Below are 12,690 nucleotides of genomic sequence, written 5' to 3' on the forward strand. Positions count from 1 at the left end.
TTAGCTGAGGGTTTTTGTTTTGTGCAAAGTAATATGCGTTATTTCCGGTAAAATACCTACCCTTCCCGGAAAGCCAATAAAACCAAACCCACGATTAACGTAAAGATATTGATTTTCAACTTGATATAAATCAGCCCATTTGGGATATTTATATTTGACGGGGCTCCAACGGATATTACCAAGTTCTATCCCAAACTGAAGTCCGTGTGTATGTCCCGAAAGCGTCAGATCTGCTCGATATTTATCTTTAGATTTTGTGATAACTTCATCAAAATGTGTTGGATCGTGGGACAATAAAATCCGAAATGGGGTATCGCTGATTTGATTAATAGCTTGCGCGATGTTTCCTTTTTGTGGAAAGGGAGGAAGCCCCCAATTTTCAACACCTGCGATACCAATCTTTTCTCCATTACGCTCAATCTCAACACCGGAATTTAAAAGTAATTGAAAACCAAGTTCTTGATGGTATTTTATTAATCTGTCTAAATTATCTTTTTTGGCTTCGCGACTTGGCCAACTGACGTAATCCCCATAGTCATGATTTCCCAAAACAGAATAATTTCCATATTTACTTTTTAAGTTACTTAAAATATTGAAGAATGGTTCAATTTCGTCAGCACGGTTATTTACTAAATCTCCGGTAAAGGTAATAATATCCGGCTTTAACTGATTGACCATACTGATACCTTCAGCAATAGCTGTTGTGTCAGAAAAACTACCTATGTGTATGTCCGAGATTTGAGCAATAGTAAAACCATCAAAACTATCGGGTAAATTAGGGAAAAAGATATTCACTTTTCTCACTCTAAATTGATAGCGTCCTCGAACGATGCCGTATCCTACGGCTGCCATTGGGATTGTTACTAATAAAATCCCCAAACGGCTTAAAAACTCTGACCGTGTGATTAAGAAAACGCTTTCATTACCACCGTATGCCGGGCTTGCTATTTGAGAAGCCAAACCTCTTGTTACCCGAAAAATATCTTCACCCAGTAAAAACAGAACGACTACTAGCTTCGGAACATACCAAAATACAAAAAATCCCATAATGAACTGGATGATTTGCTGCCCTTTACCTTCCCTTAATGAAGGTTGGGCTAAACCAACAGCAACTAACACAATGAAGGATATATATGCAGACCAGTAAAAAAAGTAAATCCAATTCCGAAATGATACACGCTGAAAAGCAATCTTGACTGCCTGAAATACATACCAATCTAAAAGCAGTAACACTAAGGCAACAAGTCCGGCTCGAATCAAAATAGAAAATACAGAAGTAGGCATTGTATTTGGTAAATGTAATTACAAACAAAAAACGACGTTTAAAAATCTAACAGCTAACTATATAATCCTGTTAAGTAGTTGTGCATCAATAGAGTTAAGGTTTAAAGTTAATGGCAGTAAAGAAATTCTAATTTTTGTTGTTCATTTTCCCAGTTTAAAATTTGGGCAGCTTTTTGGGTGTTTCGGCAAAGCCGTTGATATTCTGCGTTATCATTAAAAAGAAATTGTATCAAGTTAGCTAACTCTTTAGGGTCTCTTTCTTTCAGAATAAGGCCAATTTCGTAGTGGTCCACGATTTTTCGGATTTCCGGTAAATCAGATGCAATTACAGGAATACCGGCCTGAATATAATCAAACAGTTTATTAGGCAACGATAGCTCCGTGTTTAGGCCGGATTTATCTTCCAATGTTAAACCAATTCTTGCTTGGCATGTGATTGGATACAGATTTTCAAAAGGAATAAGCCCCCAAAAACGTATTTTATCTTCAACTCCCTCATGATGAATGAGATTCTTTACAGTATCTAAATAATCGGTGCCTCCTCCGATAATCCAAAGTTGAACATTCTCTAAATACCGCATAGATTTTACCATAAGTTCAATCCCACGCCCCAACTTAACATTTCCTTGATAAATAACAACATTAGATGGCTTCGAATCAGGTGTACGCTGTGTTTTAGAAAGCGGAACATTCCGAATAACAACAATTTCTTTGTTGTATTTTCGCGCGTAAATATCGGCGATGCTTTCGTTTACGGTAGAAATGTATTGCACACGGGGAAATAATAATCTTTCTAACCATAACCATGCAGATCGGGTCCAGCGGCGGTTTGCTAATTCCGGAACCTCCGTAAAGTATTCATGGGTGTCATAAATGAGCCGAGACTTATGCCAACGAGCTACCAAAAAGTTGGGTAATAATGTATCTAAGTCATTGGCGGTATAAACATCGGCTCTATGAAACAATAAATACCAAAATAAACGAATTGTAAATTCAAGGTAAAATAACTTTCCTGTATCAAACCACATAAGAATCCGGTGATAAGAATATGGACGCGATTGCAGTGGGAGGGATTTCTTTCGTAAACGGCCAACCAACTCCACTGAAAAGCCTAACTGTATCAACGACAACGCAACCTTGTGAACCCGCTGATCGTTAGTCAAATCATTAGTTACCGAAAGAATGACACGCAAAGCCAAATTTTTAGTATAGCAAAGTTACATTTTTTTCAGATTTATCAAAAACCTAACCGATTAATGGTTGAACTATTTGGTTGAAATAGGTTGCTGAATAGTTTAAGGCATGATTTATTCCCATTCAATCACAGCTTCTACGGCAAAATGGTCAGAAAGTTCTAAGGCCATCTTGGAATGTGCATCCCGCTTGCGAAATAAATGAATAACAAAATCACGGGCTTTAAAATATCTACCTGGGTTACGCCGGAACAACACATAATCAAAAAAGCGTTGATACTTAAGATGGTTCGCTTTTACAATAGCGTTGGAGTCAGAATCATAAGTAAAATCACTTTTATCTTTTTTACTACGGTGCGAATCTTCGGCACCAAAAATATCCAGCATACGTTTGTAAAATGGCCTTTGGGTAACTTTACAGGTATTTAAGTCCCCAACAATAAGTTGCGGAACATCTTCTCGATGAAAAGGACGTAATAGAAACTGCTTGATTTTTTCATACTGCCGAACACGAATGCCCTGAGAAATAGAATCTTCCATAGATTGCAGATGCGTTCCAACAATCTGAATTTTTTTGTGATTTTTTACAATTTCTGCTAACAAAGCTCCTTTATCGCTGAAACAATCACCTCCTTTGCACTTATCCCGAAAGGCAATCTGCTGCGAACTCTCTATCGGATACTTAGAAAAAATCATTACCCCACCATCTTGACGCAGAAACTTATCTGTACCACACGGACCATAATGATATGGATAGCAGTTGATTAAGCCTTTTACAAACTTACTCCTTACTTTTTCATAAAATATCTCTTGCAATACTAGCACATCGTAAGATGAATTATTTAAAAATTCAATAATAGCCTTACAACGAGGAATTTGGTGTGTCCGAAAAAAAGGTGGAGGAAGCATAAATACATTCCAAGACAAAATAGAGATTGTTTCTAACTCTCTATCACATTGCTCTATTTGTTCTGTGGTGGAATTATCTTGCCCCCGAAGTAAGGTAGTATAAAGCACCAACCCACAAAAGAGAAAAAAACGTAAATGCCTTATGAATTTCATAGATTTTAACACAAAGATAACTTAAAATTCACAAAATATTATAAAAGAAATTTTGAATTCGCTTAATATCGTGATGAGTTGCTTCAGTAAAGAAAATGAGCTACTATAAAAAATCATGGTGTTATACTTGATAAAAGACTATAACTTTGCAACTTCACAAAAATTATGGTTATTTCTAATAGTAAAGTCGTTACTTTATCTTATGAACTAAAGGGAAGTACACGCACAAACGAACTCGAGTTGATAGAGCAAGTAGGTACAGATGAACCCTTTGTTTATCTGCATGGATACAGTGGCCTTCCACCTCGTTTTGAAGAGCACTTAGCAGGAAAAAAAGAAGGGGATTTATTTGCATTTGTGATTTATGCTCACGAAGCCGGTTATGGAGAATACTCAAATGAAGATATTGTATCACTTCCGCTATCTGCATTTGAAATAGATGGAAATATTGATTATGAGGTAGTTAAAATTGGAAATAGAATTCCAATGGTTGATGAAAGCGGAAATACTATCCGTGGAGCAGTTTTAGAAGTTAGCCAAGATGAAGTTTTGATGGACTTTAATCATCCGCTTTCTGGTCGGGATTTACATTTTTCCGGCACTATTATCAGCCTTCGTGAAGCAGACCCTGAAGAAATTGCTCATGGTCACGTACATGGTCCAGACGGCCACCATCATTAATCAAAATCTATGAAAATACTCAATACAGCGTTAATTTACGTTCTACTGATAGCCGTAGCTGCATTGTTTTATCTACATTTTGCAAGCCTAAGCGGGCAAGCTCCTGTCGTTAAAAAAACAGAAAGCCTGTCATCACTTCCAATTGCTTTTGTGAACTTAGATAGCATTTACGAAAAATATACTTTTTGCGTAGATTTACGAAAAGATTTTACTGCTAAACAGGAAAAATCAGAAGCAGATATGCAAAACCGTTTCAAAGCATTAGAAAGAGAAATTGTTGATTATCAACAAAAAGGCGCAGCAATGACGGATGCTCAACGTGAATCTACTGAAAAAAAACTGATGCAAAAAGAGCAAGATCTTCGGGAATACCGGACAGAATTACACGAAAAACTTGAAAAAGAGGATGCCGAAATCCGCAAGAAAATATACGAAAAAATCACAAGCCACTTACAGGAATTTGCGAAGAAAAATCAGTTTAAATATATTTTAGCGCAAGGGCAGGGGAGCACTATTTTATATGGCGAATCCGGTTTAGATGTTACAGAAACCGTCTTACAAGCCCTCAACGAATCCTATAAGTCTGAAAAATAATGATTTAAACTTTTATTTACAATGCAAATAAAAGTTTGAATCATTGTATAGCGTTCCGTTATCGAGCAGCACCCGAATAGTTTGTTCTTGCTGTGGTCTTGTTCCAGTTTTAATGGATTGTAGTAATGCATCATAACGTAAAGGGTTTTGTTTCAGAAGGATAGAAACTTCGGAGCAAATTTTTTGAAATATAACAGAACCAACAAAGCCGGTGTGTCTTCCCAAACAAGCATCACAAATACCGCAAGGTTCTGAATTCATTTCTCCAAAATAGCTACAAATTAGCTGATTTCGGCAAATATTTTTAGTATCTATATAGTTTAAAATTGCGTTAAGTCTTTGATTAGCTTGCTCTAATAAGAATTTATATTTAAGTTGGTTAGGATTTTGGGTAGAAAATTGTCTGCGTGAAGTGCTTAGTGCAAAACTTGGTTCACCACTTGCCGGACGGTATTCTGCAATGCCATACTGAGAGCAATAGAGTAACATTTTCTCCCAATCTGCTGCTGTCCAAGGCATTTTATTGCGCTCACACCAGAGTTCTTCGTCTGGTGTAAGCGTAGCTCCTTGTTTAGTTTGGAGAAGCGAATTTCGCTCAAATGAAACAGAATCCACAAAATACTGTAAATCAATACTTTGTGTTCCTTGAAATAAAATACCGCCATATAATCTTAAAAGCCAATCTATTTTTTCTGCTATTGTAAAATGTTTTTCCTTGAAAGACAATAGTTCTTGGGGCGTACAAGTAAACTGGAAATAAGCATTTTTTTCGGGTTCTAAGAATAGTTGTACAAGTTCTTCATGTTCAAGAATTTGTATGGCGGCTAATACTTTGGCAGGGGATGTTTTCAATAATTCTGCCCAACGGTTGAGTTTTAGAGGGAACGTTCTTTCTGGGTATTCTCCGGGAAAAATGCTGTTCATATCGCAGATAAGGTTATAGGTTTGGAGTACAAAGTCCCATTCTGGATGGCTATCTTGGCATTGTTGCTGGGTGTAAAGTTTGTCTGCCGAGATAGAGAAGCAGATAGCGAATGCCTTTTGTCCGTCTCTACCGGCTCTGCCGGCTTCTTGATAGTAGTTTTCAAGGTCAGGAGGGGCATGATAATGCAACACTAAGCGAACGTCAGGCTTGTCTATCCCCATTCCAAAAGCATTGGTAGCAACGACCACTCGGGTATCGTTGGTAATCCACGCTTGCTGCACTTCATTACGCTGCTTAGGAGAGAGGCCGGCGTGGTATGCTTGTGCCGAAATACCATATTGATTTAGATAGTGTTGCAACTCTTCACAGGTTTTGCGTGCCCGCGCATACACAATAGCACTTCCCTGAACCCGTTGCAATATTTCTATAATTCGTCTAAGTTTATTTTCATCATACAAAACAGAGAAACTCAGGTTCTTTCGCACAAAAGATTGCTGAAATTTTAAATATTGCTTTAACTCAAGACGCTGGACAATATCTTCTTGAACCTTTGGCGTTGCTGTTGCCGTAAGTGCGATACAAGGAACGTTCGGTATTAACTTCCGAAAGTCTGCAATTTTCAGATAAGCCGGCCTAAAATCATGCCCCCACTGACTAATGCAGTGTGCTTCATCAATAGCTAATAAAGAGCTGTTTAGATAAGGTAAATACTCTAAAAATAAGGGAGTTAGAAGCCTTTCCGGTGCGCAATATAGGAATTTGAAACTTCCATTTACGCATCCAACCAAACGACTTTCTATTTCTGTTCGATTCAGGCTGCTATTGATATAAGTTGCAGCTATATTTCTATTGAGTAAGTTTTGCACTTGATCTTTCATCAAGGCAATCAATGGAGATATAACGATGGTAGTTCCTTTTAGCAAAATCCCGGGAATCTGAAAGCAGATAGATTTACCGCCTCCGGTGGGCAAGATTGTCAATACATCTTGTTTGTTCAGTACGGCAGCTATGATTTCATCTTGCAGGGGTCTGAATTGTGGATAGCCCCAAAACTCCTGTAAAACCTGAAGTGCTGCCTCCCTGTAATGCACGTGCTTAGCTGTTACAAATTTTCGGTGATAAAACGGGTCATCTTTGTGTATAGATGATAGCGTGTATTTCCGCCATAAATACCATGATTTCGGTTTGGATATAAAAACATTTCAAACTGAATATTTGCTTTGATAAGTGCATTAACCCACTCTAAGGTGTTCTGGCAGTGTACATTATCATCTGCTGTGCCGTGAATTAGGAGGTATTTTCCGGTCATTTTTTCGGCAAAGTTTATGGGGGAATTTTGGTCATAACCATTTGAATTTAGCTGTGGAGTTTGTAGGTAACGTTCTGTGTAGATGGTATCATAGTAACGCCAGTTGGTTACGGGGGCGACAGCGATCCCCATTTTAAAGTATTCTGCTCCTTTTGTTAGGCATAGAGAGGTTAAGAATCCGCCGTAACTCCAGCCCCAGATTCCAATTCGTTGGGGATCAACCCAAGATTGTTTTCCCAACCATTTGGCTACGTCAATTTGGTCTTCAAGTTCTAACTTTCCGAGATTTTTGTAGGTTATTTTTCTGAAGTTTGCACCGCGCCCGTCTGTTCCGCGATTATCAACAGACATGATGATGTACCCTTTATCTGCCAAAACTTGATACCAAAGCATATCATAGCTGCCCCATGCGTTGGTTACGGTTTGATGCCCCGGGCCGCCATACACAGCCAATAAAACCGGATACTTTCGTGTTGAATCAAAATTTTGAGGTAAAATACGCCAAGCATTCAACATAACTCCATCTTTTGTAGGAACTTGCATGAACTGTGGATAGGAAACCTTGTAGGCCGAAAGTTTGTCCTGTAAATTCTTTTTATCAACAAAAGTACGAATCTGTTTGCCGGAAATATGAAATAACGCTACCGAACGTGGTTGATTAGCAGCACTATGAGTAGCTATGTAGTAAGAAAACGCAGAACTCATCTGAATATCATACCAGCCGGCTTCCGGCGAAAGCCGTTGCTTCTTCTTGCCATCTAAACTAACAGAATATAACTGACGCTCCATAGGCGAAGTCTCCGTTGATATATAGTAAATAGTTTTTTTGCTTTCATCAACACCCAATAAATCCGTTATTTCCCAATTTCCGCTTGTAATCTGGCGGATAAACTTACCATCTAACGAATACAAATACAGATGATTGTAGCCATCCCGTTCAGATGCCCAAATAAACTCAGGAGATTTTTTGAGAAAAGTGATCTGATAATCAAATATCTCGACATAAGTGTCGGATTTTTCAGCTAAGAGAACTTTGGTACTTCCATTAGTAGCATCAGCTTCCAATAAATCTAATTGATTTTGAAGACGATTCATACGGAGCAAAACGAGTTTATTGGGGTTTTGTGTCCAAAAAACTCGCGGAATGTATTGGTCGCTTTCTGCGCCAATATCAACAGGGGTCGTTTTCTTTTGTGCTATATCATAAACGAAGGCTGTTACAACGGCATTTTTTTCGCCGGCCTTCGGGTATTTAAACGCTTGTTGGCTTGGGTAAAGCCCGTCATAAATATCCATAGAGAATTTACGAACCATACTTTCATCAAAGCGAAGGAAAGCAATTTTGCTGGCATCTTGATTCCAATAAAAAGCCCGTACTAACTTAAACTCTTCCTCATAGACCCAGTCTGTACTACCATTAATGATGTTGTTTTCTAACCCGTCTTGTGTGATTTGGGTAGTGGTATTGGTTGTTAAGTCAGTGAAAAATAGATTATTAGATTCCGTAAAGCCGATTTTGCTTGAATTTGGGGAAAATGTAGCATTACTGATGAGCTTTCCTTGATGCAATAAAGTAGTTTTGCGGCTACTGCGGTCAAATACATAGCAGCGTTCTTTGGAAGAACGTCTATAAATGGGCGTGATAGCCGCTTTAAGTAATACTTTGGATTCATCATCACTCCAAGCGTAGTCCTGAACTACGATTGGCTTTTGCGTAGCTGGGTCAAGAAAATGCTCGGGGTGCATGAGCGTATCTACCGGAGCATTTGTTTTTACAGAATAACGAATCAAAAATTTATTTGCGTCATCGAGTTCTGTGTAGTATTCATCATTTTGCATCCAGCGGATTTCGCTGGCATAACCACCGGAAAATTTATTTCGTAGCCAAAGATCTTCGATTGTGATAGATTTTTGCTGGCCAAAAAGTAAACTGTTCGTTGCAACAAATAGTAACAACGAAATGTGCCGTTTCAAGAAGTTTTGCATAATTAAAAACGCTTCAAATCTGCATATATTTTTTCAAAAAAACGAACCCAAATAGTGTGAAGCTCTATTCCCTAAATGCTGTACAAAATCTCCCACTGGAGAAATTTATATTTAAAGAAAGCTCTAAGCATAGATACTCCTAAGTCTTTAAGAAACAACAATTTACAGGCTGTCAATCACTCTTTTTAGTTTTTCTCGTACTTCTGCGGCTATTCCACCTAATTGGTCATTTTTTACAGCCATCATGGAGGCAACAGGGTCAATTGCGCTTACTTGAATCTTATTATCTGCTGTTTCTTGAACAATTACATTGCAGGGCAGCATCGTTCCGATTTCACTCTCTGCCGTTAATGCTTTATGAGCAAATGTGGGATTGCACGCCCCCAAAATTTTATAGTTCCTGAAATCAACATCTAACTTCTTTTTCAGGGTTTCTTTAACGTCAATTTCGGTAAGAACGCCAAAACCTTCTTTTTTTAGCTCGTCCGTAACCTTTGAAATTGCCTCTGCAAAATCATAATTGACTATTTTAGAAAAGGAATAACTCATAATAATTATTTTATAATGGTTCAAAAAAAATTAAAGTATTAAAATTAAAATTTGGAAAATTTACTTTTATGCTGAAACACAGTTTTCTGATAAATCGTTCTACCAGCTAAGTACAAAGATAGTTAAAAAAGTAGGTAGCTAAAATAGAGTGAAAGAATGCAAGTGGTTATTGCAAGAAGCTAAAAAAAATACAGGATAAAACAAGCGTAATTGTATATTTGTGCCAACTATGGTAAGGATGTTAGCCAACCGTATTTTATTGGGGATAATTTGCTGGGCGTTACCTTGTGTAGCCTTGTTTGCCCAACACGGCAACCTAAAAGGTACTTTACAAGATAAGCAAACTGGGGAAACCATTATCGGCGGAAATGTATTTATCATCGGAACATACAAAGGAGCTGTAACGAACGAAAACGGAGCATATCAAATAACAGACATTAAGCCCGGAGAATATTCAATTCGGTTTTCGTATGTTGGTTATACTGAGCAAATTATAAATGGAGTTAAGATTATGGCGGGGCAAACGGTTACGCTGAATGCCGCCATAACTTCTGCTGAAATCACCCTAAATACAGTAGAAATTTTAGGAGAAAAGAATCTGGTTGATTTAGAATCCGGAAAGTCTGAAGCTAAAATTGGATCAGAAGAAATTAAGGACATGAACGTTACGAACGTTCAAAGTATTGCGACCCTCCAGACGGGAGTTACCAAAACGCCGGACGGCTTGCAGATACGTGGTGGACGGGTCTATGAAACACAATATGTCGTTGACGGCGTGAACGCCCAAGACCCCTTAGCCGGAACCGGCTTTGGCGTTGACATTGCCAAAAACGCTATCCAAGAGGTTTCGATTACTACCGGCGGGGCTGATGCCGAATTTGGAGACGGAACGTCCGGCATAATCATAACCAAAACACGTGAAGGCGGCTCAAAATTCACCCTATCCGGCAACTATGCCCGCGATAACCTTGGTTTTAACATCCATCAAGGCCCTAGCTGGAACACAGAGCAAGGTAGCATCGCCTTCGGCGGGCCAATCCTACTCAAAAAAGAAAAAGAACCAGACAAACATTCAGCTAAAAGAGAACCTATTCTGAGTTTCTTTGCCAGTGGTAACGCAGCACTTTCTGATGACTTCACACGCTTTACGGCTAACCAGCTTCACTCTTCTCTGCTAACAAATACAACGGCTTGGTGCCCCAAACAAGATAACCGTTGGTCTGGTACCTTAAAATTTACTTGGCGCGTTCGCCCCGGCACCAAAATATCATTTTCACAGCAACAAAGCCTAAACATCAATCAAAACACACGTTCACTCCAAATTATTGGTAATGATGCAATTATGCTACCCGGCTTTCAATGGGCTTTTGCTCAAAACTTAGATAATGCAAATACTTACACCCATAAATCAAGCCTTACAGTATTGAATATCACACACTTATTACGCGAAAAATGGACTCTTGACGCAACAGTAGGTCGTTTGTTTACCAATCTACGGGTTGATGCCAATGGCCGCCCATTTCGCTATGAAACAATAAACCAACTGTATGACCCTGCCTCCATCGTTACGAACCCGATTTCCTTATTTAATCCAAATGATAGCGTTGTATATGTAAACCCTGGATCAGGATTCTACAACAATAACGGAATAGCAACATTATGGCACGACCACTATGCACAAGAATATACAATTAAAGCAAAGATAACTTGGAATCCCAGCAAAGTGCATTTTCTCAGTTGGGGAATCGAACACAGAGAACAGGAATATCAGTGGATAGATGTTACAAGACCTTGGTTAGGTGCCCCCATTCGGGTAAACGATTCAACGGTTTTTTCTTCCAATAGAATTGGCCAGTCTAACGACATCTGGAAAGCGAATCCGGCTACCGGCGGGATTTTCTTTCAGGATGAAATTCGTTATAAAGGAATCATAGCCTTTTTAGGGATGCGCTTTACCTATTGGGCACCCGGTAAATTTGCAGATAATGCAGTAGCCGACCCCAATGCACCCGTTTTGCAGCAAATCAGAGACCTTTACACCGAGCAAAGCACTCCTTTTGCTGGCAGAAGATTTAAAGCAAGGCTACTACCCAAGATTCGGGTATCTTTTCCGGTAACAGAAAACAACGTATTGTATTTTAATTACAGTCATTCTACACGACTGCCGCATCCCCGCTTTGTGTATGCCGGCTTAGATCCCGTATATCAAAATCGCTCTTACTTGGCTAACTTAGGAAACCCAAACCTAAACCCGGAAACAACCGTAGCCTATGAGGTTGGTATCAAATCTCAACTCTCAGCTAACTGGGCATTAACGTTTACAGCTTTCTACAACGATAAGTTTGACTTTATTGTGAATAGTAAAGTTACTATACGTGACCAAAGCGGCCGCTTTGTGGATAAAGCCTTTTCTATCAATCAAGACTATGCCCGCGTTCGTGGCTTGGAGCTAACCATCCAAAGACGTTGGGGAAAATGGCTAAAAGCAACATTATCAACCTCATATCAAGTTGCTACAGGGAAATCAAACACCGCCTTAGAGTCATTACTCCAAATTAAATCAAATTCCAGCACTTTAATCAAAGAACAGTACCTTGCTTGGGATAGACCTTGGGATATAAAAGCAATGGCTGTCATTAAACCGGATTCTAACTTTTCTATTTTTGGCCTAAAAATCAGAAATGTACGGATATTTATTACCTCAACATACAAATCTGGGTTACGTTATACTCCGGTAAACTTGGCCGGCTACGAGTCTAACGGCAGACCTATTTATGAAGTAGAATACAGTAAACCGCTAAGCAAAATTGGAAGCCCGTGGATGTGGACAGACATCCGCGTTACCAAAGACTTTTTCTTTACGAAGAAAAAAAACAATATATCTCTGTTTGTTGAGCTAAAAAATATCTTTAACCAACAAAATGCAGCTATTGTAAATCCAGTTACAGGGCGAGGTTATACCACCGGCGATGATATTACGAACGACTTACGCGATATTCGTTATCCGAATCCGTTGGATAGAGGAATGTTGCCAGATAACCCTGCACGATTTTTAGAGCCAAGACAATTAATGCTCGGAGTTGGCTTCGGCTTCTGATTACGAATAA

The 12,690-nt window shown here is 38.9% G+C and carries 9 protein-coding genes; 3 read left to right on the plus strand and 6 right to left on the minus strand.

Annotation, left to right across the window (positions count from 1 at the left end):
• From LC115_03385 to LC115_03395, 3 genes are all read right to left on the minus strand, one after another.
• Window positions 1-1,284 (minus strand): metallophosphoesterase, encoded by a 1,284-nt coding sequence (locus tag LC115_03385; protein ID MCZ2355728.1) that lies wholly within the window; start codon window positions 1,282-1,284, stop codon window positions 1-3.
• A 107-nt stretch (window positions 1,285-1,391) separates the two neighbouring features.
• Entirely contained in the window at window positions 1,392-2,483 is a 1,092-nt protein-coding gene (locus LC115_03390) for a glycosyltransferase (GenBank protein MCZ2355729.1), read from the minus strand.
• Between the two features lie 108 nt (window positions 2,484-2,591).
• A complete protein-coding gene (locus LC115_03395; GenBank protein ID MCZ2355730.1) occupies window positions 2,592-3,539 on the minus strand; it encodes a sphingomyelin phosphodiesterase in 948 nt (315 codons plus the stop codon).
• A gap of 165 nt (window positions 3,540-3,704) precedes the next feature.
• Here LC115_03395 and LC115_03400 point away from each other — a divergent pair, with 165 nt between their 5' ends.
• Both LC115_03400 and LC115_03405 read left to right on the plus strand, forming a co-directional pair.
• A complete protein-coding gene (locus LC115_03400) occupies window positions 3,705-4,220 on the plus strand; it encodes a peptidylprolyl isomerase (protein ID MCZ2355731.1) in 516 nt (171 codons plus the stop codon).
• 9 nt (window positions 4,221-4,229) lie between these two features.
• Entirely contained in the window at window positions 4,230-4,814 is a 585-nt protein-coding gene (locus LC115_03405; protein MCZ2355732.1) for an OmpH family outer membrane protein, read from the plus strand.
• 12 nt (window positions 4,815-4,826) lie between these two features.
• Here the strand turns inward: LC115_03405 and LC115_03410 are convergent, their stop codons facing one another.
• The 3 genes from LC115_03410 to LC115_03420 all read right to left on the minus strand — a co-directional run bounded on the left by LC115_03410 (window position 4,827) and on the right by LC115_03420 (window position 9,583).
• Window positions 4,827-6,830 carry a RecQ family ATP-dependent DNA helicase gene (locus tag LC115_03410; GenBank protein MCZ2355733.1) on the minus strand — a complete coding sequence of 668 codons (2,004 nt, stop codon included), beginning with the start codon at window positions 6,828-6,830 and terminating at the stop codon, window positions 4,827-4,829.
• 11 nt (window positions 6,831-6,841) lie between these two features.
• Window positions 6,842-9,034 carry a S9 family peptidase gene (locus LC115_03415; GenBank protein ID MCZ2355734.1) on the minus strand — a complete coding sequence of 731 codons (2,193 nt, stop codon included), beginning with the start codon at window positions 9,032-9,034 and terminating at the stop codon, window positions 6,842-6,844.
• A gap of 162 nt (window positions 9,035-9,196) precedes the next feature.
• Entirely contained in the window at window positions 9,197-9,583 is a 387-nt protein-coding gene (locus tag LC115_03420; protein ID MCZ2355735.1) for a DUF302 domain-containing protein, read from the minus strand.
• Between the two features lie 229 nt (window positions 9,584-9,812).
• Between LC115_03420 and LC115_03425 the strand changes: the two genes are divergently transcribed.
• Window positions 9,813-12,680, plus strand: a complete 2,868-nt coding sequence (locus tag LC115_03425; GenBank protein MCZ2355736.1) for a carboxypeptidase-like regulatory domain-containing protein — start codon at window positions 9,813-9,815, stop codon at window positions 12,678-12,680.
• The last annotated feature ends 10 nt before the right edge of the window (window positions 12,681-12,690 follow it).

It is taken from the genome of Bacteroidia bacterium (assembly GCA_026932145.1).
Classification (GTDB): domain Bacteria; phylum Bacteroidota; class Bacteroidia; order J057; family JAIXKT01; genus JAIXKT01.

Coding starts and splice junctions, on each gene's coding strand:
- LC115_03420 (MCZ2355735.1), bottom strand. CDS start 9,583: ATGAGTTATTCCTTTTCTAAAATAGTCAATTATGATTTTGCAGAGGCA.
- LC115_03415 (MCZ2355734.1), bottom strand. CDS start 9,034: ATGCAAAACTTCTTGAAACGGCACATTTCGTTGTTACTATTTGTTGCA.
- LC115_03400 (MCZ2355731.1), top strand. CDS start 3,705: ATGGTTATTTCTAATAGTAAAGTCGTTACTTTATCTTATGAACTAAAG.
- LC115_03385 (MCZ2355728.1), bottom strand. CDS start 1,284: ATGCCTACTTCTGTATTTTCTATTTTGATTCGAGCCGGACTTGTTGCC.
- LC115_03395 (MCZ2355730.1), bottom strand. CDS start 3,539: ATGAAATTCATAAGGCATTTACGTTTTTTTCTCTTTTGTGGGTTGGTG.
- LC115_03425 (MCZ2355736.1), top strand. CDS start 9,813: ATGGTAAGGATGTTAGCCAACCGTATTTTATTGGGGATAATTTGCTGG.
- LC115_03405 (MCZ2355732.1), top strand. CDS start 4,230: ATGAAAATACTCAATACAGCGTTAATTTACGTTCTACTGATAGCCGTA.